The organism is Sphingomonas sp. MMS24-J45, assembly GCF_044881195.1.
In the GTDB taxonomy this organism is placed as follows: domain Bacteria; phylum Pseudomonadota; class Alphaproteobacteria; order Sphingomonadales; family Sphingomonadaceae; genus Sphingomonas.
Genome location: NZ_CP173255.1, coordinates 1169195 through 1190144, shown reverse-complemented (window position 1 = coordinate 1190144; position 20950 = coordinate 1169195). Strand labels below are relative to the sequence as shown.

Below are 20950 nucleotides of genomic sequence, written 5' to 3'. Positions count from 1 at the left end.
CGCGTGGCGGACGATCCCGACGCCGACTGGAGCCTGCCCGGCTGGCTGTACACCGACCCGGAATATGCCGCGGTTGAGACCGAGCGCGTGATCCGACCGTCGTGGCAGATCGTGTGCCACCAAAGCGATGTCGCCAATCCCGGCGACTATCACACGCTCGATTACATCGGCGAAAGCGTCATCGTGTTGCGCGGCGATGACGGCTGTTTGCGCGCCTTCGCCAATGTCTGCCGCCACCGCGCGATGCGGCTGGTCGAGGGGCCACAGGGGTGCGCGCGGAAGTTGGTCTGTCCGTATCATGCCTGGACGTATGAGACCGACGGGCGGTTGTCGGGGGTGCCGATGCGGCGCGATTATCCGGCGCTGGAGCTTGAGAAGAACGGACTGGCGCCAGTCGATCTTGAGCAGTGGCGCGGGTTCGTGTTCGTGCGGCTGGAGGGCGATGGGCCGTCGGTCGCCGAGATGATGGCGCCGTATGACCATGAAGTCGCGCCGTATCGTTTCGAGGAGATGCAGACGATCAGCCCAGTGCGGCTGCGCGAGCGGGCAGTGAACTGGAAGAATGTCGGCGACAATTATTCCGATAACCTTCACATCCCGGTCGCGCACGATGGCCTCACCCGCCTGTTCGGCAAGAGCTATGCAATCGAGGCGCAGCCCTGGGTCGACAAGATGTCGGGGCGGATCGTCGATCGCCCGTCCGATAACCCGTGGGAGCGGTTCTACCAGACGCATTTGCCGCACGTCCCGCACCTGCCCGAGGACAATCAGCGGTTGTGGCTCTATTTCAAGCTGTGGCCGAACATGGCTTTCGATCTCTACGCCGATCAGATCGATTTCATGCAGTGGCTGCCGCTGACGCCGACCACCTGCGTGCTGCGCGAAATGGCGTTTGCGCTGCCCGATGACCGCCGAGAAATGAAATTGGTGCGCTATGCAAACTGGCGGATCAACCGGATCGTCAATGCCGAGGACACCTGGCTGATCGAGCGCGTCCAGCAGGGCATGGCCTCGAAAAGCTATTCCGCCGGGCCGATCGGCGCGAGTGAGGTGTGCCTGCGCAGCTTCGCGCGGAAAATCCGCGAGCGGATTCCCGAGGCCCGGTTGCACCGCGCGCCGGCGGCGGGATGGTCTCGGAGGGAGCAAGCATGACCAAGCGCTACGACGCGATCATCATCGGCGGCGGCCATAATGGCCTGGTCTGCGCCTTTTACCTGGCGCGCGCGGGGTTGAAGGTACGCGTGCTCGAACGCCGCCATGTCGTCGGGGGGGCGGCGGTGACCGAGGAATTCCATCCCGGCTTCCGGAATTCGACCGCCAGCTACACCGTCAGCCTACTGCGCCCCAAGGTGATCGCCGACATGAAGCTGCACGACCGCGGCTTTCGCATCATCGAGCGCACCATCAGTAATTTCTTCCCCTTCCCCGACACCTATCTGACGCTCGGCGGTGGCACGGCGCGAACCCAGCAGCAATTCGCGCGCTTCAGCCAGAAGGACGCCGACGCTTATCCCGCCTATGACGCCGCGCTGGAAAAGGTGGCGCAGGTGCTGCGCGATCTCGCGCTGAAAACGCCTCCCAATGTCGGTGGCGGCATCCGTGCGCTGCTTTCGGGCGCGGCGCAGGGCTGGCCGATCGGCAAGATGGGGATCGAGGCACAGCGCGATCTGCTCGACGTCTTCACCAAATCGGCGCGCGATTTCCTCGATGGCTGGTTCGAGGACGATCACGTCAAATCGGCCTTCGCCTTCGATGCGGTGGTCGGCAATTACGCCGGGGTCTCGACGCCGGGCAGCGCCTATGTCCTGCTTCACCACGTCTTCGGCGAGGTGAACGGCAAATTGGGCGCATGGGGCCATTCGGTCGGCGGGATGGGTGCGATCACGCAAGCGATGGCCGATGCGTGCATCGAAGCCGGCGTCGAGATCAGCCTGGAGGCCCCGGTCGCCAAGCTGCTGACCGAGGGCGGCAAGGTTGCGGGCGTGCGACTAAACTCGGGCGAGGAGATTGCCGCGAAGATCGTCGCCGCTAATGTCGGCCCCGCCTTGCTCTATCGCCAGATGGTCGATGCGGCCGACCTGCCCGCCGATTTCAAGCGCCGGATCGATGGATACAAGACCGGCAGCGGCACCTTCCGCATGAATGTCGCGCTGACCGAATTGCCCGATTTCACCGTGCTGCCGGGCAAGGAAAAGGCCGAACACCACACCGCCGGGATCATCATCGCGCCGGGCATGGATTATATGGACCAGGCCTTCATCGACGCGCAGCAATACGGCTGGTCGAAGAAGCCGATCGTCGAGATGAAGCTGCCGACCACGGTGGATGACAGTCTCGCCCCGCCGGGGATGCACATCGCCAGCCTGTTTTGCCAGCAATTCGACCCCAAGGTCGATTGGGACTCGCACCGCGAGGAAGTCGCCGACCTGATCATCGACACGGTCAACGATCATGCGCCCAATTTCAAAGCCTCGGTCATCGCGCGGCAGATCCATTCGCCGCTCGATCTGGAGCGCAAGTTCGGGCTGATCGGTGGCGATATCTTCCACGGCACCATGGGGCTCGACCAGCTCTGGGCGGCGCGGCCGATGCTTGGGCATGGCGATTATCGCGGGCCGATCGCGGGACTCTATATGTGCGGATCGGGCACGCACCCCGGCGGCGGCGTGACGGGCGCGCCGGGGCATAACGCCGCGCACGAAATCCTGCGCGACCGCAGCGTGTTAGGCCGGTTGTTCGGCTAAGCGCGGTCGCAGCCAGTAGAGCGGGATCGCGGCGAGCATCAGCAACAGGCTGAGCCCGCTCGCCGCAGCGCCAGCGCCCCAAAAGGCGAAAAGCGAGAAAGCGATGCCGAGGCTTGCGGCAACCGGCGCGATCCGCCGCACCAGCGCCGAAAGGCAGGCGGCCAGATAGAACCACAGGCTCGAACAGGTCGTCAGCAGTGCTGCAAAGGCGAAGGCTCCGGCGAGCGACGCGCTGGCGGTCGACAGCACAAGCAGGCTCGCGCAGGTCGAGGACAGCAGCAGAACGCGCACTGGCACGTCGCGAGCCGAGACGCGAGCGAACCAGCGCGGCAGCAGCCCGGCACGCGCCATGCCAAGCGGGACTTCGCCCTGGATCAGCACCCAGCCGTTGAGCGCACCGAGCGCCGCGATGGCCGCGAAGGCGGCGACCAGCAACCCGCCGCCCACGCCCGCAAAGCGTTCGACGAAAAGCTGAAACGGCGCGGTCGACGCGGCGACATCGGCGGCGGGCAGCAGCAGCACGATGCCCGAACAGACGAGGATGTAGAGCAGACCCACTGCGATCGTGCCGCTCATCGTCGCGCGCGGCACGTTCCGCCCCGGATCGCGGATGCGTTCCGCCGCGACGCTCGCCGCTTCGAACCCGACCAGCGGAAACAGCGTCAACGCGACCGCACCGCCAAGCCCGGCCAGGACCGTGCCGGGTGCGGGAAGCGGCGGCAGGGCGGTCGTCCCGCTGATCTGCACCGCAGCCGCAATCGCCACCACCGCGATCAGCGGCGTGATTTTAAGGACGGTGGTGACGACTTGCACGCGTCCCGCCAGCTTCGCGCCTGCCAGATTGAGCAGCGTGAACAACCAGATCAACGCGACTGCCGCCAACGCTCCGGTCAGCGGCGTTGCGTTGAGCGCGGGCACGAACGCGGCGAGGTAGCTGGTCGCCGCGGTCGAAATTGCGGCATTGGAGGCCCAGACCGACACCCAATAGGCGACGCCGACCATCACACCCGGCAGTGGCCCCAGCACCGCGCCGGTAATCGCGATCGCGCCCGTCGCCTCTGGCATTGCCTGGGCCAGCCGCGCCAATGTCCAGCCGATCGCCAGCGCGCCAGCGATGCTGACGATCCAGCCGACGACTCCGGTCCAGCCATAGGGTGCGAGCGCGACCGGCATCAGGAAAATGCCCGATCCGATCATACCGCCCATCACCAGCGCGGTCGCGGTCCAATATCCGAACGGGCGCGGCGCGGCTGTTGTCATCGGCTAATCCCCCTGAACCCCATAACAGCATGACGAAGGGGGCAACACCATAGTTCCAATCCGCCCGGTCTGCGCTACCAAGACGACATGGCGCAGACGATCATGAGCACCGAAACGGGCTGGATGGCGACGAGCGGACGCTATCCGCCGCGCCTGATCGAGGCGGCGATGGCGCTGAACGACAATGCGCTCGCGACAGCTGAGCCGCTTCTGAAGGCGCACCTTCGCGATGATCCATTCGATGTTGCGGCGATCCGCATGTTGGCAGAGCTGGCCGGCCGGATCGGGCGCTACAAGGATGCGGAAACGCTGCTGCGCCGCGCGATCGAGCTGTCGCCCGGCTTCACCGCGGCGCGCGCCAATCTCGCGCTGGTGCTGTACCGGCTGAACCGGCCGACCGAGGCGATCGCGGAACTCGCAACCGTGGTCGCCGAGGACCCCGATAATCCCGGCCACGCCAATCTGCAGGCCGCCGCGTTCGGGCGGCTCGGCCAGTTCGACGATGCCATCGCTTTGTATCAGCGCGTGCTGGCGGAGGTGCCCGAACAGCCGCGCGTGTGGATGAGCTATGGCCATATGCTCAAGACCGTCGGGCGGCAGGCGGACGGCGTCGCGGCCTATCGCCGCGCGATCGACCTGCTGCCCAGCCTGGGCGAGGCGTGGTGGAGCCTCGCCAATCTGAAGACGGTGCGCTTCGACGATGCCGACATTGCCGCGATGCAGGCCGCGCTTGATGCGCCCGGCATCACCGATGAGGACCGCTTCCACCTCGATTTCGCACTGGGAAAGGCGTTCGAGGATCGCCGCGATGCCGCGCGCGCCTTCGCGCATTATGCCGAGGGCAATGCGCTGCGCCGCGAGGCGCTGCCCTACGATGCCGATGAGACGACCGGCTATGTCAACCGCAGCATCGCGTGTTTCGACGCGGCCTTCTTTGCCGATCGGGGCGGGCAGGGGTGTGCGGCGCGCGATCCGATCTTCATCCTCGGAATGCCGCGCGCCGGATCGACGCTGATCGAACAGATCCTCTCCAGCCATTCGCAGGTTGAGGGCACGACCGAATTGCCCGACATCCCGCTGCTGGCGCGTGCCGATGCAAGCTACCCGGCCGGGCTTGCCGACTGGCCCGCCGAACGGCTGCGCACGATGGGGGAGGCGTATCTGGAGCGCACGCGGATTCAACGCCGCACCGACCGGCCGTTCTTCATCGACAAGCTGCCCAACAATTGGGCGCACGTGCCCTTCATCCTTTCGATCCTGCCCAATGCGCGGATCATCGATGCCCGGCGGCATCCGCTGGGCTGCTGCTTCTCCAATTTCAAACAGCATTTCGCGCGCGGGCAGGGGTTCAGCTACGGGCTTGACGATATGGGCCGCTACTACCGTGATTACGTGCGGTTGATGGCGCATGTCGACGCCGTACTGCCGGGCCGCGTCCACCGCGTGCTGTATGAGGATATGGTCGAGGATACTGAACGCACCGTGCGCGCGCTGCTCGATGCGTGCGGCCTGCCGTTCGAGCCAGCCTGCCTCGCCTTTCATGAAACCGAGCGCGCAGTGCGCACGGCAAGCTCCGAACAGGTCCGCCGCCCGATCTTCCGCGAAGGGACCGAGGCGTGGAAGCCGTTCGAGCCGTGGCTCGATCCGCTGAAACGTGCGCTCGGTGACGTGCTCGATTGTTATCCGGCAGTGCCCGCAGCGTTGTAAATCAGCAACGATCCAGCATCATTGTTACAGTTCGGTATCGACCCGCTTGACGCTTGCTGCGTCCGCGAACAGTCTGTTGCAACATCGCAATAGGGGGCTGTCTGATGTCATCGTCCGCGCATCGTGCCGTGATCGCCGCGCTCTTGTCGTCGGTCTTCGCCGTTCCAGCCTTTGCGCAGACCGCGCCAGACCCGGCGCCCGCCGCGGCACCGGCGGATGACAGCAACGCCGACATCGTCGTCACTGCAACCAAGCGGTCTGAGACGCTGCAGAACGTGCCGATCAGCGTGCAGGCACTGACCACCAAGAAGCTCGACGAACTCAACATCACCAATTTCAAGCAATATGCCCAGCAACTAACCTCGGTGTCGTTTCAGGCGCTGGGCGGGACGCCGGGCACCAACGTCATTTACATGCGCGGTGTCGCGTCGGGCGGCGACGGCAACCATTCGGGTGCGCTGCCCTCGGTCGGCGTGTACCTTGACGAGCAACCGGTGACGACGATCGGCGGCAATCTCGACGTCCATATTTATGACGTTGCGCGGATCGAGAGCCTGTCGGGGCCGCAGGGCACGCTCTACGGCGCATCGTCCGAAGCGGGCACGATCCGCATCATCAGCAACAAGCCCGATACCTCGCATTTCTATGGCCGCGCCGATGTCGAGGCAAACCATGTCAGCAAGGGCGGCTTCGGCGGCAAGGCCGAGGGGATGATCAACCTGCCGCTGTCACCGTCGGCGGCGCTGCGCGTGATCGGCTATTATCAACGCGACGCGGGTTATATCGACAATGTCGCGGGGACGCGGCGGTTTTGCGGCGGGGTGAATTTCGACACTGCTGGCAATTGCGTGAAAGATGGAATTTCCGTCAGTAATGCCGCCTTCGTCAAGAAGGACTATAACGACACTGAAATCGCTGGCGGTCGCGCCGCGCTGAAGGTCGATCTCGACAGCAATTGGACCGTCACGCCGAGCGTGATGTATCAGGACACGCGCAGCCACGGATCGTATGGCTTTGACCCCAAGGTCGGCGACCTTCAGGTCCAGCACTTCTTCCCCGAATTCCGCCGCGACCGCTTCATCCAGGCAGGGCTGACGATCGAAGGCAAGGTCGGCAATTGGGACCTAACCTATGCCGGTGCCTATCTCGACCGCAAAACGTACCAGTCGAGCGATTACACCGATTATTCGGAGGCCTATGACAGCCTCTATTCCTCGGCGGGCGGCCTCGCCGGCTATTTCTATTATCGCGACAATGCCGGGCGGACGATCGATCCGCGCCAGCAAGTGATTGGCAGCGACCATTTCAAGAAATTGAGCCAGGAACTCCGCGTCGCCAGCCCGTCGAGCGACCGCTTCCGCATCGTCGCGGGCGCCTTCTATCAGCGCCAGACCAACGACATCTATCAGGATTACAAGATCGCCAATCTGGCGACCACGCTGTCAGTCAATGGGTCGCCGGGCACGCTGTGGCTGACCAAGCAATATCGCGTCGACACCGATTACGCGATGTTCGGCGAGGCGAGTTTCGATATTACCCCGACGCTGACCGCTACCGCGGGTGCGCGCGCTTATATCTATGATAACTCGCTGATCGGTTTCTTCGGATTCGGCCGCGATCCGGCGAACGGGTTCAACACGACGCCGTATAATGCGGCGGGCAGCTCGCGCACCGGTGTCGCCGGATGCTTCACCGCCAACGGCACGCGGTTGCGCGATGCGGTCGCGGCGGGCGGATCGACCACGCTGCTGCCGCCGGCGGTGGCGGGCGGGCCGTGCACCAATCTCGGTGTCTATGCGGTGGGCAGCGGGGTACAGCCGGTGCAGGCCTCGGGTCAGGGTGTGACCTATCGCTTCAACCTCAGCTGGAAGCCGGTGACCGGTATCCTGCTGTACGGCACCGCGTCGCGCGGCTTCCGTCCAGGCGGCATCAACCGCCGCGCCGACGTGCCGCCGTACGGCGCGGATTTCCTGACCAATTACGAACTCGGCGCGAAGACCACGCTGCTTGGCGGCAAACTGCGCCTGAACGGCGCGATCTATCAGCAGAACTGGGATAAATTCCAATTTGCTTTTCTTGGATTGAACAGCTTCACGCAAATCCAGAATGGCCCCAACGCGCGCATTCGCGGTGCGGAAATCCAGGCTAGCCTCAACCTGCGCGCGCTTTCGCTGAGTGGCTCGGCCTCTTACACCGATGCCAAGACGACGCAGAACCTCTGCTTTGCCGCGGACCCCACCTTCACGTGCGGTGGAGCGACTCCATCGGCTCCGGCGGGCACGCCCCTGCCGATCACGCCGAAGTTCAAGGCGAGCGGCACCGCGCGCTACAGCGTGCCGATCGGCACCGCCAAAGCGTACGGCCAAGGCGTCGTGTCGTACCAAAGCTCTGCCTCGAGCGATGTGCGCACGCTTGCCTTCACCCCCACCGGCGTGCCGTACAATCCCGCCGCGACACTTGGGCGCCTCGCCGCGTTCACGACCGCCGATTTCGCGATCGGGGCGGAGTTCAGCCGCTTCAGCCTCGAGCTGTTCCTGCAGAATGCGTTCGACGTTCGCGGTCAGCTTTCGCGCTTCCAGCAATGTGGATCGTGCGGGCAGCGGCCTTACATCGTCCCGGTGACGCCGCAGACGATCGGGGTGCGGCTGCACACTGACTTCTAGCGGGTCATAGCCCGACCTTGTCGAGTGCCGTGGCGAGTTCGCTCGTCATCGCGCTGTCGGCTTTGGGGGTGAGGCGATTGAGCGCAGTCTGCACCCGCGCTTGCGCCACTTGCAGCGTCTTGTGCCGCACCACGCGGATCGCGTTGGTGCGGCCCGACCGGCTCTCGCCGAGCAGCGCGGCCCATTTCGCTTCCTCGGCCGCCAGGATCGCGAGCGCGAGCCGCAATCCGTCGCGCTGACCGTGCGCATATTCGTCCGACATGTCCGGGCCTTTCCTCGTCAGCGTGCCCGATACACCGCATCGGCGATGTTCATAAGGGCTGGAGCGCATGACCGCGGCAACTGCAATTTGACTCATATCAAGTCGGTTTGCGCAGCGAGCCTTACCCCTCGAATTGGCCAAAGGTGAGGATGACCGCGCCATGATTAGCATATCCACCGTCGTTCCCTTTCCTCCGCCCTCGACAATCGAGACTCTGCGCGAGGATCATGTCATTCAGCGCTGGCTATGCGATGATCTGGAACGGATCGCGGATCATCTGCCGACCTTGCCGAGCTTGCCGGAACTGCGGCGGATCAGCGACCGCATCCTGCGCATCACCAACTCGCATTTCGCGCGTGCCGAAAGGGTACTGCATGCAATGCCGCCGGCACAGCGCCCCACCCCGACAATGCTCGATGCCTTGCATCAGATGCACGTGCTCGATGAAATGCACGGGCAGGATCTCGTCGTCACGCTGTGGCAGCATGTCGGGACGGCTGCGGGCACGGTCGGGGGCGCCAATGTCGGGCAATTGTCCTACATGCTGCGCTGCTTTTTCGATGGGTGCCGCCGCGCAATTCGGCTGAAGGAAAGCTATCTCGCGGAACTGGCGCCGGCGCTCGTCACACTGGATTAGCGATCCGTTCCAGCCCTTCGGGATCGCACACGATGCAATCGCGTTCGCCCTTGGCAAAGGTGATGAGGCCCGCCGCCTTGAGCCGCGTCAGCTGGCGGCTGACGGTTTCGATCGTCAGGCCGAGCAGATCGGCCACCTCGCCGCGGCTCATCGGGATCGACACGTCGATCCCCCCGTCGCTGCGCGGCGTTCCCGATCGATCCGCCACTTGGAGGATGAAACCGGCCACGCGTTCCTGTGCGTTGCGGCGGCCGAGGGAGAGCATCCGCTCGCGCGCTTCGTCGAGCGAGGCCATCGTGCGTTCGAGCAACATCCGCTCCATGCGCGGTTGTGCGCCGAGTTCGCGTTCGAATGCCGCACGGGGGAAGCTGCACATCGCCGTTTCGGTCAGCGCGGTGACGGTAAGCGAGGCTTCGTCCGTAAACATCTGCCCGACGAAATCGCCCGGGAACAGCAGTCCGACGATCTGCTCACGCCCGTCTGGTGTCGATGCGGTCACTTTCAATGCGCCGCTGACAACGTTGGCGAAACTGGTCACCACGTCGCCGGCCCAGGTGACGACATGCCCCGGGGAACGGTGCGTCGACGACCGATCGCGCTGAGCGCCATCAACTCCGCATCGTCCAGGCTGGAGCACAGCGCGGTGTCACGAACCAAACACTCCTGACAGACCGACGCGCCGCGCGGCTGTGCAAAACTGGCTTGGTGCAGGTGAGTCGTCACGGTCCCCGGTCCCCTTGTCGTGGACACCATACCCGATTCGTTCGTGCAGTGCAGCCTGGGAAACTACGCATTTGGCGCGCAATATCCGATCGTTGCACGCGCGGGGTGGGAGGTGGGACGTGGAACGCTGCACCGCCGGTCGGCGGCGCGCCGGATCAGCGGGACAGCAGGACCGGCAAGCGTGCGTGCTCGATCAGGGCCAGCGTGACGCCACCGAACACGACTTCGCGTAGGCGCGAATGGCCGAACGCACCGATCGCCAACACATCGGCACCTTCGCGCAAAGCAAAGTCCTGCAAAGCCTCGGCGACGTTTTGCCCATCGGCGGGAAGGGCGTGCGCGCTCGCCTCAAACCCATGCGCCGAAAGGTGCCGGACGACATCCTTCATGCCCTCGGCCAGTTTCGGCAGGGCCGCCTCGTTGCGGGCGATCGCGACCACCGCGATTTTGGCATGAGGCGCGGCCAGCGCAACCAGATCGTGCAGCGCGCGGCGCGCTTCGCTCGTATCCTTCCAGCCGATGACCGCGTGATGGACCGGGTCGAGCGTCGCCGCGCCGTTCAGCACGATCAACGGCGTTCCGCCGCCCATGATCACCGCCTCCGCGATCCGGCCGCGCAGCCAGCCGACCGCCCACAGATCGGCATCACCGATCAAGATGAGATCGGCGATCGGCCCGCCTTTCCCGACTCGCTCGGCCAGCCTTGGCACGTCGTCATGGATGCCGATGACACGGACCGTGGCGCCGCAGCCCGCGACCATCGCCGTCACTGCCGCGATCCGGTCCGCTTCATCATGGACCAGTTCGACGTCGGGGACATACGCTGCCGTCATCGGGGCGAGGGTCGGGATCAGCATCGGCCCGGCGCTCAGGATCTCGATCGTCAGCGTCCCCTTCACCCGTTCGGCCAGTCCACATGCCGCACGAATGATCGGGTCGGTCCGCGGCGAAGCATCGATAACGAGCAGAATGTCCTTGATCATGGCTCGGTCCTCCAGGTCGCGGCCGTCGGACCGCGCAGGAAGGTGCTTATCCCGCCGCGCGCGCGACGCGCTTGTCGTGGATCAAACGCCGATGACGCTTGGCCGGACGGTCAGCCCTTCAGCGCGGCGATGCGCTGATCGACCCGGCGTTCCAGGATGGTAAGCGGCATCGCGCCTTCCTTCAGGATCTCGTGGAACTGTTTCAGGTCGAACTTTGTCCCAAGCGCGGCCTGCGCCTTCGCCCGCGCGCGGGTCCAGGCCATGTGCCCGACCTTGTAGCTGCACGCTTGCCCGGCTTGCGTGCAATAGCGTTCGACTTCGCGCTGCGTGCGCGGGCGGGCAAAGCCGGTCGTCGCGACCATATAATCGGTCGCCTTCTCGCGGCTCCAGCGCTTGGCATGGATGCCGGTATCGACCACGAGGCGCACCGCGCGAAACAGGAAGGACTGGAGATACCCGGCCCGCTCCAGCGGCGATGCATAGGCGTTCAGCTCGTCGGCAAGCTGCTCGGCATAGAGCGCCCAGCCTTCGGAATAGGCCGAGAAGAAGCCGATCTTGCGCAGCGTGGGGATGTCCTTCGATTCCTGCGCCAGGCTGATCTGCAGGTGATGCCCCGGCACGCCCTCATGATAGGTGAGCGATGGCAGGGTATATTTCGGCCAGTCGCCGACATCCTTCAGATTCACGAAATAGATCGCCGGGCGCGACCCGTCGAGCGAGGCGCGGTTGTAATAGCCGTTCGACGCGCCGTCCTGAATCTCGACCGGCACCGCGCGGATTTCGAGCGGCTGCGTCGGCACGGTGGCAAAGGCTTGCGGGAGCTTCGCATACATCGCCTTCACCCCGGCGTTAAGCCCGGCGATCAGCTCGGTGCGGCCCTCGGCTGTGTTGGCATAGACTTGGTCGGGCGCTACATTGAGCTTCGCCAGCCGCTCGCTGACGGTGCCATTGGTATAGCCTTGCGCGCGGAGGATCGTGTCGAGCTGCGCGGTGATCTCGGCGACTTGCTTCAGGCCGATCGCGTGAACCTCGTCCGGTGTCATCGTCGTGGTCGTCGCCTGCGCCAGCGCCATCGCATAGATCGCATCGCCGTTCGGCACGCGCCAGATGCCGTCGCCGGGCTTGGTGGTGGGCTTCAGCCGCTCGATGAGCGCGATCTGGCGATCGAGCGCGGGATAAACCTTGTCGCTGACGATCTTCGCCGCGCGGGTCTGCCAATCCCCGGCGATGCCCTTGGCGGCGGCGCGCTTGACCAGCGACTGCACCATGCTGGCCGTTTCGGCCGGTTGCTCGCGCAGCTTGCGCATCTGGCCGAGCGTCAGGTCGAGCGACCAGGCCGGGGCGAGCAGTCCGCGCTTGGCTTCCTCGGCTTGCAGCGCGCTTTCCTGATCGAGCACGGTTGCGAACTGTTCGAGCCGCGAGAGATACGCCTCGGCATCCGCCGTGACCGCGATCGTATGCGCGGTGTTGAGGAAATCGGGAGTCGAGAAATAGGCGCCGCCCTGCTGGAAGATGCGATACGGGCGGATCGGGCTGTCGATCCCGAAGCGATCGGCCGAGGCGATCTGCGTGCCGAGCGAGTAACGCACGACCTCGAGATTGAGCTGGGCCGCGGGCGAGAGCGTGGCAGGCGTGAATTTCGCCAGCCGTGCCAGCGCCGCCTTGGTCTGCGCGACATCGGCCTGGCGCTTGGCGACGGTGCGCGGCGACAACATGCCCTTGGCGGCGGCGAGCGGCCCTTTGTCGAGCCCGAGCGAGGTGGCGAGTTCGGGCGAGCGGGTCACCGCATCCTGAAAGATCCGCTCGAACTCGGCATTGAGCGCAGCGTCGCCGCTGCCCGCCGCCGCGAACGCGCGGGCGGGGACGAACGACGCGGCCAGCGCAGCAGCGCCCCCCGATGCAAGCAACTGACGACGATCCATGCGGCAACCCCTTGATAGACAGGGCGCTATCCTGCCGGGGTTCCGGTCATGGCGCTAGGGGGCATTGCGCCTCAGGCGGTCGAGATCTGCACGATCGCATCGACCTCGACCGCCGCGCCAAGCGGGAGCGCCGCGACGCCGACCGCGGCGCGCGCGTGCTTTCCTGCTTCACCGAACAGCGCCACCATCAGATCCGATGCGCCATTGGCGACCTTGGGGTGATCGGTGAAGTCGGGCGTCGAATTGACGAACACGCCGAGTTTCACGATCCGCTCGACCCGGTGCAGACCGCCGAGCGCGGCCTTGATCTGTGCGACCAGCATCAGAGCGCACGCCTGCGCTGCGGCGGTGCCTTCGGCGAGATCGACGTTTTCGCCCAATCGCCCGGTGATCACCGCGCCATCGCGGAACGGCAATTGCCCGGAAATGTGCAGCAGCCCGTGCGCATCGACCGTCGGCACATAGGAGGCGACTGGCGCGGCGGCGGCGGGAAGGGTGAGGCCGAGCTCGGCCAGCTTGCGATCGACACGTTCGGTCATGCGGAAATCCTTTCGGGGGCGGTGGCCGGTACGCCGGCGGTGAAACGCTCTGTGATCCAGGCTTGCGCGGCCCGCCAATCGTCGATCCGCACATGCGCATCGGCGGCGGGGGCAACGTGCGGAGCGAGGGTTGGTTCGGACACCATGTGCAGCCGGAACACGCCCGGCGCGTGCTTGGCGACGGAAGTGTGATGCACCGCGAGATCGTCGACGAACACCGTCACCGGATTACCGAACTCGGCAACCAGCCGCGACACCGGATCGCCCTTGCCGCCCTGATTGGTCTCGACGCGGTACTGCATGTCGTGCCCGAGCAATTGCGCGATGCGGGGTTCGCGATTGTGGTCGGCGAGATTGGTCAGGATCACGACATCGGCAATTTCCGACAAAGCGGCGAGCGCTTCGCGCGCGTGCGGCACCAGCGTCTGGCGGTGCATCTCATCGGGGAAGAAGCCGTGGAGCAGCTCCCACATCTCCTCCTGCGTCGGCGCAGCGCCGCCATCGCGGCGACGCATGCTGGAGGCGAAATCACCACCCTCGATCGCGAAGTCGATGTCGTGATGCTCGCGCAGCCACACGCCGAAATGCCGCACCATGTGGAGCAGCACTTCGTCGCAATCGCAGATCAGCAGGCCCTTCATTCAAAATACTCCGGATCGAGCGCGGCGCGCGCCGCGACGATCGCATTGGGGGATTCGCCGATATCCTCGGCACAGGCGAGCAGATCGGGTTCGTAATTCTCAAGGAAACCGAGCACCGCCGACAGCACGGCAGGTTCCCCGGCCCGTGCGCGGAGATCGTCGGGATCGAGTCCGGTCGTGTCGAGCAAGCGTTGCGCGCGGTCCTGCTCGGCCAGCGTCCATACAAGCGCGCGCAGTGCAATCTGGTGCGGGTCGGGGTTTGTCTCTGGCGCGCGCATTGCGTAGGGAAGTCCCATGGACGAAGTTATGGTCGACAGTGTCGCCGGGGTGGCAAAAAGGGTGCTCGTTGTCGAGGACAACGAACTCAATTTGAAACTTTTCTGCGACCTGCTGCGCGCACACGATCACGCGACCGAAGGGGTGCGTGACGGACGCGAGGCGGTGGCGGCGGCGCGCGCCTTTACGCCTGACCTGATCGTGATGGACATCCAGTTGCCGCACGTCAGCGGATACGATCTTATCCTGCAACTGAAGGCCGACGAGGCGCTCCGGAACATTCCGATCATGGCGGTGACGGCCTATGCCGGGCGTGAGGATGAAGACCGTATCCGCGCGGCGGGGGCGGATGCCTATGTGTCGAAGCCGATCTCGCTGATGCGCTTCGTGGATGCGGTGCAGGCGTTGTTATGAAACCCTTCTCCCTTTGGGAGAAGGTGGCGCGCAGCGCCGGATGAGGGCAGGCTGGCAATCCATACTGCCCTCACCCTCCCATCGCTTCGCGACGGGCCCCTCCCTCTCCCGTCGGGAGACGGGTTAGACACGCGAAAAAGGCCGCCGAGCGATGCTCGCGGCCTTCATCGACGCCCGGCTTGCGCCGAACGGCTTACTTGATCTTGGCTTCCTTGAACTCGACGTGCTTGCGCACGACGGGGTCGTACTTGCTGAAGCTCAGCTTCTCGGTCTTGGTGCGCGGGTTCTTCTTGGTGGTGTAGAAGAAGCCGGTGTCCGCCGTGCTGACGAGCTTGATCTTGACCGTGGTCGGCTTTGCCATGACCTGAATTCCTGTGATCTGAAAATGCAAAAGCGGCGAACCGGTCGCCGCTCTCAAGCGCCGCCCGATGGGCCAAGCAGGCTGCGATGTCAAGCGGCGCGACCGATTCGCGGCGGTTAAGCCGGCCTTTACGCCTTCTCGCCTATAGTATTGGTGGGAGGGCCATTCGCCATGAGTGCTGCACACGCCACGCCACGGACGGTTCAAAACGATCTCGCCGCGCGAGTCGCTCTGATCGGCAGCCGCGCCCCGACCGCTACCACCACTGTCCTTGCGACCGAAGTCGATGCGATTCGCGCCGTCGCGCTCGCGCATGGGCTCTATCCTGCCGTTGCCGTCACGCACGCGATCGAAGCGGCGCTGGCGCGGGGGAGCGCGGGCCCCTGATCCTCGGCTGGATCGACATCTTGCGAGACGCGGTGGCGAGTGACCGGCACGACGCCCCGGCGTGCGCCACCTATCTGGCCGCCTGCTCGGTTCGCCTGAGCGGCTGACCCGCCACCTATGGATGCACTGATGGCTGCGCTCGTCGCGGCGCTTCTCACGCAGGCGAGCGACCGTACGCCCTGGGCGGCGGCCGCGCTCGGCGATCGCTATTCCGGTGGCAAGGGTGCCGTCATCGCCGCGACGGCGCTGGCGCTTGCGCTCGGCAATGCCATCGGCGTGGTGGGCGGAATGCTCGTCGCTCCTGCGCTTTCCCCGAATGCGCGCGACCTTTTGCTGGCGGTGGCGCTGTTTTCAGGGGGCGTAACGGCGTTCTGGCCGATCAAGCGTCACAAACCGCGCGACTGGCGCGGGGGCGCGTTTCTTGTGACGCTGATGACGATGGTCATGCTCGGTTTTGGCGATCGGATGCAGTTCATCACCGCTGCGTTGGCCACACGCAGCGAAACCCCTGCGCTCGCTGCAGTCGGTGCAACGATCGGCGCGCTCGCGGTCATCGTGCCGGCGATTATGCTCGGCGACGCGAAACTGCGGCGCGTGCCGACCGGTGCGGTGCGCCTGATCGCGGCCGGACTGCTGACTGTCGCGGGGGTGGTGCAGGGCCTGGGGGCGTTGCGGCTGATCTAGCCGCGCGATCACGCCAACGAAATTTGTGTCGTCTATCCCGGACCCAATCGGCTATCGGATCGTTCCCGCAACGAACCATCCCCAAGGAGACGCATTGTGGCCGCCGACGCACTCAAGACCCCGAGCGATTTGAAGACCCCCAGCGACCTGACCAGCAACGCCGTCAAGACTGTTGCCGAGGCGCTGAACGGCATCCTGGCCGATACGTTCGCGCTGTACCTGAAGACCAAGAACTTCCACTGGCACGTGTCCGGCCCGCATTTCCGTGATTATCACCTGATGCTCGACGAGCAGGCCGCCGAAATCTTCGCCGGGACCGACGACATTGCCGAGCGCGTGCGCAAGATCGGCAAGACCACGCTGCGCTCGATCGGCGACATTGCGCGCCACCAGACGATCAAGGACAATGACGCCGATTTCGTCGCGCCGGAAGCGATGCTGAGCGAGCTGCGCGACGACAATCTCGCGCTCGTCGTGTCCTTGCGCGAAGCCAAGGACATCGCCGACGAAGCGAAGGACAATGCGACCAGCGCAGTGATCGACGACTGGACCGATCAGGCCGAACGCCGCGCCTGGTTCCTGTTCGAGGCCAGCCGCAAGGGCTGATCGTTAGCACGGGCGCTGGCGGAACTCCCCGTCGGCGCCCATGTTGAACTGCTATGCGCGCCTTCGCCGATCTTCTCGACCGTTTGATCTACACGCGGTCGCGTAACGCCAAGTTGAAGCTGATCGTCGATTATCTGAGCGCGACGCCCGATCCCGATCGCGGCTGGGCGATGGCGGCGCTGACCGGTGAACTCGATCTGCCGGGCGTGAAGCCCGCCGTCATCCGCGCGCTGATCGAGGCGCGGGTCGATCCGGTGCTGTACCGGATGAGCCGCGACTATGTCGGCGATTCGGCCGAAACCGTCGCCCTGCTGTGGCCTGCCCCTCCGACACCGCCCGAAACGGATGGGGACTTGAGCATCGCGCAGGTGGTCGATCGCCTGTCCGCACTTTCCCGCTCCGATACGCCCGCAGTGCTAGCCGGGATGCTCGACCGGTTGGAGGCTGACGAGCGCTTTGCCCTGCTCAAGATGGCGACCGGCGCGCTCAGGATCGGCGTTTCGTCCAGGCTCGCCAAGACCGCACTGGCGCAAGCGTTCGACCTCGATGTCGAGGCGGTCGAGGAAGTGTGGCACGGCATCGACCCGCCCTACACCGCGCTGTTCGACTGGGCCGAGGGGCGCGGCAGCCAGCCGACCGCCGCCGATGTGCCCGTGTTCCGTCCGTTCATGCTAGCGCATCCGCTGGAGGATCTGCGGGTCGATCTCGCCGATTATGCCGCGGAGTGGAAATGGGACGGCATCCGCGCGCAGATCGTTCATATCGCGGGTCAGACCCGCCTCTACAGCCGCACCGGGGACGACATTACCGCCAGCTTCCCCGAAGTGGCGCGCGATTTTACGACGCCCGGCGTACTCGACGGCGAACTGATGGTGAAGGGCGACGCGCAAGGCACCGCGACCGAGGAGGGCGGCGCGGCGAGCTTCAACGCGTTGCAGCAGCGGCTCGGGCGGAAAGTCGTGTCGGCCAAGATGCTGGCCGAGGCGCCGGCGTTCGTGCGGCTCTACGACATTCTGTTCGATGGAGAGGAGGATCTGCGCCCCTTGCCGTGGTCGCGCCGTCGCCAGCGGCTTGAGGATTTCGCCGGGCGGCTTGATCCGGCGCGGTTCGACCTCAGCACAGTGATCGCGGCGGAGGATTTTACAGCGCTGGAGGGCATCCGTGCCGGGGCCCGCGATGCGGCAATCGAGGGCGTGATGCTCAAGCGCCGCGACAGCCCCTATGTCGGCGGGCGCAAGACCGGGCTGTGGTACAAATGGAAGCGTGACCCGCTGACCGCCGATTGCGTGATGATGTATGCGCAGCGCGGGAATGGGCGGCGCTCATCCTTCTACAGCGATTATACCTTCGGTTGCTGGACCGAAACGGGCGAGCTGTTGCCGGTCGGCAAGGCATATTCGGGCATCACCGATGATGAGCTGAAGATGCTTGACCAGTTCGTGCGCAACCACACGACCGGCCGTTTCGGCCCGGTCCGCGAGGTGGAGAAGACTCTGGTGCTGGAGATTGCGTTCGATTCGATCCACAATTCGAAGCGGCACAAATCGGGCGTCGCGATGCGCTTCCCCCGCATTGCCCGCATCCGCACCGACAAGCCCGCGGCGGAGGCCGACACGGTGGCGGCGCTCAAGCGGATGATTGTTTGACTTCGCCTTCTCCCCGTTCGTGCTGAGCCTGTCGAAGCACTGTCTTTCTCGGCCGGCCCGAAAAGAAGAGCAGCCCTTCGACAAGCTCAGGGCGAACGGGGTTGGGAACGATCCGCCCCCTCGACACCCGCTTTCAAGCGGTTAGGCTGCCGCGAAACAGAATGAAGGGGGACCCAATGCGTACATTCCTGATCGCCGCCATGGCCGTGCTGACCGCAAGCGCCGCGCACGCGGAGACCTTCGCGATTCAGGCGGGGCATCTGATCGTCGACGCGGCCAAGCCGGAGCGCGGCGCCTCCACCGTGATCGTCACCGACGGCAAGATCGTGCGGATCGACGATGGCGCTACAGCCCCCGAAGGTGCGACCGTTGTCGATATGCGCGACAAGACCGTGCTGCCCGGCCTGATCGACGTGCACGTCCATCTGACCGGCAATGCGGGCGAGCCGTGGTATCAGGGCCTCACCCCGAAATATTCCGAACCTTATGCCGCCACCGTCGGCCTGAAGAATGCGCTGATCACCGCGCGCGCCGGGTTCACCACGGTGCGCGATCTGGGCGGCGGGGCACAGGCGAGCGTTGCGATGCGCGATGCGGTGAAGGAGGGGAGCTTCCCCGGCCCGCGCATCTTGGTGTCGGGGCCGCCTTTGTCGATCATCGGCGGGCATGGCGATGGCACGGTCGGCCTCAACCCCGATCTGCGCAACGCGATCGATGCGACCGGTGAACAGATCGGCGTGTGCACCGGGGCGCTCGAATGCGCGCGCGCCGTGCGCCGGATCGCGGCCTACGGCGTTGACGTGATCAAATTCCACGCGACCGGCGGCGTGCTCGACGATGGCCAGATCGGCCTCGAACAGCATTTCACCGATGAGGAAATGAAGGCGATCTGCGATACCGCGCACCAATTGGGGCTGAAGACGGCGGCGCATGCGCATGGCCCCAAGGGCATTGCCGCGGCGGTGCGCGCGGGTGTCGATTCGATCGAGCATGGCACCTTCGTCGATGATGCCGGAATTGCGCTGATGAAGGCGCGCGGCACCTATTACAGCGCGACGTTGATGGCGTTCTCGGGTTTGCAAATGTACATCGGCACCGGGCGCTACACCGCCAATACCGAGGCGAAGGGCCGCGCGACGCTGGCGGTGTGGGGCAAGGGGCTGAACAAGGCGTACAAGGCGGGCGTGCCGATCGCGCTGGGTACCGATGCCGGTGTGTTCCCGCATGGCCGCAACAATGAAGAGCTCGGCCTGATGGTCAGCAAGGGCGGGATGACCCCGCGCGACGCGCTGATCGCGGCGACCAAGGGCGGGGCCGACCTGCTTGGCCTGTCGACGGAGACGGGGACGCTGGATGTCGGCAAGTCGGCCGATCTGATCGCGGTGACGGGCGACCCGCTGGTCGATCCGGCGGCGGTGACGAAGGTCGGCTATGTCATGGTGCAGGGCCGCGTCATTCCGATGCGTTGAGGTGACAGGGTGGCCCGCGCGGGCTACCCAAGGGCGATGACCGACCTACGCCAGCTTTACCCCGAGATCGAACCCTATGCGAGCGGGATGCTCGACGTGGGGGACGGCCATCACGTCTATTACGAACGCTGCGGCACGCCGGGCGGGACGCCCGCCGTTTTCCTGCACGGCGGGCCCGGCGGGGGATGCTCGCCGAGCCACCGGCGGCTGTTCGACCCGGCGCGCTACGATGTGCTGTTGTTCGACCAGCGCGGCTGCGGGCGCTCGACGCCGCATGCGTCGCTGGAGGCGAACACGACCTGGCATCTGGTCGCCGATATCGAGCGGCTGCGCGAGCTGGTCGGGGTCGAGCGCTGGCTGGTGTTCGGCGGGTCGTGGGGATCGACGCTCGGGCTGGCCTATGCCGAGACGCATCCGGAGCGGGTAAGCGCGTTGATCCTGCGCGGCATCTACACCGCGACGCGGCCTGAACTCGCCTGGTATTATCAGTTCGGCGTGTCCGAGATGTTTCCCGACAAATTTGAAGCGTTCGTAGCCCCGATCGCCCCGGAGGAGCGCCACGACATGCTCGGCGCGTATCGCCGCCTGCTGACCGGCGAGGATGAGGCGAAGAAGCTGGAGGCGGCCAAGGCCTGGACGATCTGGGAGGGCGAGACGATCACGCTGCTACCCGATCCGGCGCTGTCCGAGTCGTTCAGCGACGGCCATTTCGCGCTCGCCTTTGCGCGGATCGAGAATCATTTCTTCGTCCACGATGCTTGGCTGGAGGAAGGTCAGTTGCTGCGCGATGCGGGGCGGCTGCGCGGGATCCCCGGCACGATCGTGCATGGGCGGTACGACATGCCGTGCCCGGCGCGCTACGCCTGGGCTCTGCACAAGGCGTGGCCCGAGGCGGCGTTCCACCTGATCGAGGGTGCGGGCCATGCCTATAACGAACCCGGCATCCTCGACCAGTTGATCCGCGCGACCGACCGCTTCGCCGACGGCTGAAGCCTTGCGCTGAGTGGCGCGGGCGGGCAGGCGCGG

At 65.4% G+C, this 20950-nt stretch carries 21 protein-coding genes; 12 read left to right on the top strand and 9 right to left on the bottom strand.

Going from position 1 to position 20950, the window contains the following annotated elements:
• Positions 1-3: 3 nt before the first annotated feature.
• Both AB5I39_RS06020 and AB5I39_RS06015 read left to right on the top strand, forming a co-directional pair.
• Entirely contained in the window at positions 4-1152 is a 1149-nt protein-coding gene (locus AB5I39_RS06020) for an aromatic ring-hydroxylating dioxygenase subunit alpha (RefSeq protein WP_404372459.1), read from the top strand.
• Positions 1149-2744, top strand: a complete 1596-nt coding sequence (locus AB5I39_RS06015; RefSeq protein WP_404372456.1) for a phytoene desaturase family protein — start codon at positions 1149-1151, stop codon at positions 2742-2744. Before AB5I39_RS06020 ends, AB5I39_RS06015 begins: the two co-directional genes overlap by 4 nt.
• Here AB5I39_RS06015 and AB5I39_RS06010 read toward each other — a convergent pair.
• A complete protein-coding gene (locus tag AB5I39_RS06010) occupies positions 2724-4004 on the bottom strand; it encodes an amino acid permease (protein ID WP_404372453.1) in 1281 nt (426 codons plus the stop codon). The two genes, AB5I39_RS06015 and AB5I39_RS06010, sit on opposite strands and share 21 nt — an antisense overlap.
• A 102-nt stretch (positions 4005-4106) precedes the next feature.
• Between AB5I39_RS06010 and AB5I39_RS06005 the strand changes: the two genes are divergently transcribed.
• Positions 4107-5711 carry a sulfotransferase gene (locus AB5I39_RS06005; protein ID WP_404374030.1) on the top strand — a complete coding sequence of 535 codons (1605 nt, stop codon included), beginning with the start codon at positions 4107-4109 and terminating at the stop codon, positions 5709-5711.
• A 104-nt stretch (positions 5712-5815) separates the two neighbouring features.
• On the top strand, positions 5816-8374 hold the full coding sequence (locus AB5I39_RS06000; RefSeq protein ID WP_404372452.1) for a TonB-dependent receptor: 2559 nt from the start codon (positions 5816-5818) through the stop codon (positions 8372-8374).
• Between the two features lie 4 nt (positions 8375-8378).
• Here the strand turns inward: AB5I39_RS06000 and AB5I39_RS05995 are convergent, their stop codons facing one another.
• Positions 8379-8705: a hypothetical protein gene (locus AB5I39_RS05995; RefSeq protein WP_404372449.1), complete on the bottom strand. Its 327-nt coding sequence runs from the start codon at positions 8703-8705 to the stop codon at positions 8379-8381.
• A 91-nt stretch (positions 8706-8796) separates the two neighbouring features.
• On the opposite strand from AB5I39_RS05995, the gene AB5I39_RS05990 reads away from it, so the two are divergent.
• Positions 8797-9273 (top strand): hemerythrin domain-containing protein, encoded by a 477-nt coding sequence (locus tag AB5I39_RS05990; protein WP_404372447.1) that lies wholly within the window; start codon positions 8797-8799, stop codon positions 9271-9273.
• On the opposite strand, the gene AB5I39_RS05985 is transcribed toward AB5I39_RS05990, so the two are convergent.
• From AB5I39_RS05985 to AB5I39_RS05960, 6 genes are all read right to left on the bottom strand, one after another.
• Entirely contained in the window at positions 9260-9811 is a 552-nt protein-coding gene (locus AB5I39_RS05985; protein ID WP_404372444.1) for a Crp/Fnr family transcriptional regulator, read from the bottom strand. The genes AB5I39_RS05990 and AB5I39_RS05985 overlap by 14 nt on opposite strands.
• A 340-nt stretch (positions 9812-10151) precedes the next feature.
• Positions 10152-10979, bottom strand: coding sequence for a universal stress protein (locus AB5I39_RS05980; RefSeq protein ID WP_404372441.1), 828 nt, complete (start codon positions 10977-10979; stop codon positions 10152-10154).
• Positions 10980-11089: 110 nt separating this feature from the next.
• On the bottom strand, positions 11090-12901 hold the full coding sequence (locus AB5I39_RS05975; protein WP_404372439.1) for a DUF885 domain-containing protein: 1812 nt from the start codon (positions 12899-12901) through the stop codon (positions 11090-11092).
• 71 nt (positions 12902-12972) lie between these two features.
• Positions 12973-13440 carry a RidA family protein gene (locus AB5I39_RS05970; RefSeq protein WP_404372436.1) on the bottom strand — a complete coding sequence of 156 codons (468 nt, stop codon included), beginning with the start codon at positions 13438-13440 and terminating at the stop codon, positions 12973-12975.
• On the bottom strand, positions 13437-14081 hold the full coding sequence (locus AB5I39_RS05965) for an HAD family hydrolase (RefSeq protein ID WP_404372434.1): 645 nt from the start codon (positions 14079-14081) through the stop codon (positions 13437-13439). Before AB5I39_RS05965 ends, AB5I39_RS05970 begins: the two co-directional genes overlap by 4 nt.
• Entirely contained in the window at positions 14078-14359 is a 282-nt protein-coding gene (locus tag AB5I39_RS05960; protein ID WP_404374028.1) for a DUF3572 domain-containing protein, read from the bottom strand. The genes AB5I39_RS05965 and AB5I39_RS05960 overlap by 4 nt, the downstream gene beginning before the upstream one ends.
• A gap of 49 nt (positions 14360-14408) precedes the next feature.
• Here AB5I39_RS05960 and AB5I39_RS05955 point away from each other — a divergent pair, with 49 nt between their 5' ends.
• The gene (locus tag AB5I39_RS05955; protein WP_404374026.1) at positions 14409-14771 is read left to right on the top strand and encodes a response regulator; all 363 of its coding nucleotides are present in this window, start codon (positions 14409-14411) and stop codon (positions 14769-14771) included.
• A 193-nt stretch (positions 14772-14964) separates the two neighbouring features.
• On the opposite strand, the gene rpmG is transcribed toward AB5I39_RS05955, so the two are convergent.
• Positions 14965-15132 (bottom strand): 50S ribosomal protein L33, encoded by a 168-nt coding sequence (gene rpmG, locus AB5I39_RS05950; RefSeq protein ID WP_010162189.1) that lies wholly within the window; start codon positions 15130-15132, stop codon positions 14965-14967.
• A gap of 171 nt (positions 15133-15303) precedes the next feature.
• On the opposite strand from rpmG, the gene AB5I39_RS05945 reads away from it, so the two are divergent.
• The 6 genes from AB5I39_RS05945 (at position 15304) to pip (ending at position 20914) form a co-directional block, all read left to right on the top strand.
• Entirely contained in the window at positions 15304-15519 is a 216-nt protein-coding gene (locus tag AB5I39_RS05945; RefSeq protein WP_404372429.1) for a hypothetical protein, read from the top strand.
• Between the two features lie 129 nt (positions 15520-15648).
• Complete coding sequence (locus tag AB5I39_RS05940) at positions 15649-16203, top strand: TMEM165/GDT1 family protein (RefSeq protein ID WP_404372427.1); 555 nt, start codon at positions 15649-15651, stop codon at positions 16201-16203.
• 96 nt (positions 16204-16299) lie between these two features.
• Positions 16300-16809 carry a Dps family protein gene (locus AB5I39_RS05935; protein ID WP_404372424.1) on the top strand — a complete coding sequence of 170 codons (510 nt, stop codon included), beginning with the start codon at positions 16300-16302 and terminating at the stop codon, positions 16807-16809.
• 53 nt (positions 16810-16862) lie between these two features.
• Complete coding sequence (locus tag AB5I39_RS05930) at positions 16863-18455, top strand: cisplatin damage response ATP-dependent DNA ligase (protein WP_404372421.1); 1593 nt, start codon at positions 16863-16865, stop codon at positions 18453-18455.
• A gap of 176 nt (positions 18456-18631) precedes the next feature.
• Positions 18632-19924 carry an amidohydrolase family protein gene (locus tag AB5I39_RS05925; RefSeq protein ID WP_404372418.1) on the top strand — a complete coding sequence of 431 codons (1293 nt, stop codon included), beginning with the start codon at positions 18632-18634 and terminating at the stop codon, positions 19922-19924.
• A gap of 36 nt (positions 19925-19960) precedes the next feature.
• Complete coding sequence (gene pip / locus AB5I39_RS05920; RefSeq protein ID WP_404372415.1) at positions 19961-20914, top strand: prolyl aminopeptidase; 954 nt, start codon at positions 19961-19963, stop codon at positions 20912-20914.
• Positions 20915-20950 lie beyond the last annotated feature (36 nt).

Coding starts and splice junctions, on each gene's coding strand:
- AB5I39_RS06015 (WP_404372456.1), top strand. CDS start 1,149: ATGACCAAGCGCTACGACGCGATCATCATCGGCGGCGGCCATAATGGC.
- AB5I39_RS06010 (WP_404372453.1), bottom strand. CDS start 4,004: ATGACAACAGCCGCGCCGCGCCCGTTCGGATATTGGACCGCGACCGCG.
- AB5I39_RS06005 (WP_404374030.1), top strand. CDS start 4,107: ATGAGCACCGAAACGGGCTGGATGGCGACGAGCGGACGCTATCCGCCG.
- AB5I39_RS06000 (WP_404372452.1), top strand. CDS start 5,816: ATGTCATCGTCCGCGCATCGTGCCGTGATCGCCGCGCTCTTGTCGTCG.
- AB5I39_RS05995 (WP_404372449.1), bottom strand. CDS start 8,705: ATGCGCTCCAGCCCTTATGAACATCGCCGATGCGGTGTATCGGGCACG.
- AB5I39_RS05990 (WP_404372447.1), top strand. CDS start 8,797: ATGATTAGCATATCCACCGTCGTTCCCTTTCCTCCGCCCTCGACAATC.
- AB5I39_RS05980 (WP_404372441.1), bottom strand. CDS start 10,979: ATGATCAAGGACATTCTGCTCGTTATCGATGCTTCGCCGCGGACCGAC.
- AB5I39_RS05975 (WP_404372439.1), bottom strand. CDS start 12,901: ATGGATCGTCGTCAGTTGCTTGCATCGGGGGGCGCTGCTGCGCTGGCC.
- AB5I39_RS05970 (WP_404372436.1), bottom strand. CDS start 13,440: ATGACCGAACGTGTCGATCGCAAGCTGGCCGAGCTCGGCCTCACCCTT.
- AB5I39_RS05965 (WP_404372434.1), bottom strand. CDS start 14,081: ATGAAGGGCCTGCTGATCTGCGATTGCGACGAAGTGCTGCTCCACATG.
- AB5I39_RS05960 (WP_404374028.1), bottom strand. CDS start 14,359: ATGCGCGCGCCAGAGACAAACCCCGACCCGCACCAGATTGCACTGCGC.
- rpmG (WP_010162189.1), bottom strand. CDS start 15,132: ATGGCAAAGCCGACCACGGTCAAGATCAAGCTCGTCAGCACGGCGGAC.
- AB5I39_RS05945 (WP_404372429.1), top strand. CDS start 15,304: ATGAGTGCTGCACACGCCACGCCACGGACGGTTCAAAACGATCTCGCC.
- AB5I39_RS05940 (WP_404372427.1), top strand. CDS start 15,649: ATGGCTGCGCTCGTCGCGGCGCTTCTCACGCAGGCGAGCGACCGTACG.
- AB5I39_RS05930 (WP_404372421.1), top strand. CDS start 16,863: ATGCGCGCCTTCGCCGATCTTCTCGACCGTTTGATCTACACGCGGTCG.
- AB5I39_RS05925 (WP_404372418.1), top strand. CDS start 18,632: ATGCGTACATTCCTGATCGCCGCCATGGCCGTGCTGACCGCAAGCGCC.
- pip (WP_404372415.1), top strand. CDS start 19,961: ATGACCGACCTACGCCAGCTTTACCCCGAGATCGAACCCTATGCGAGC.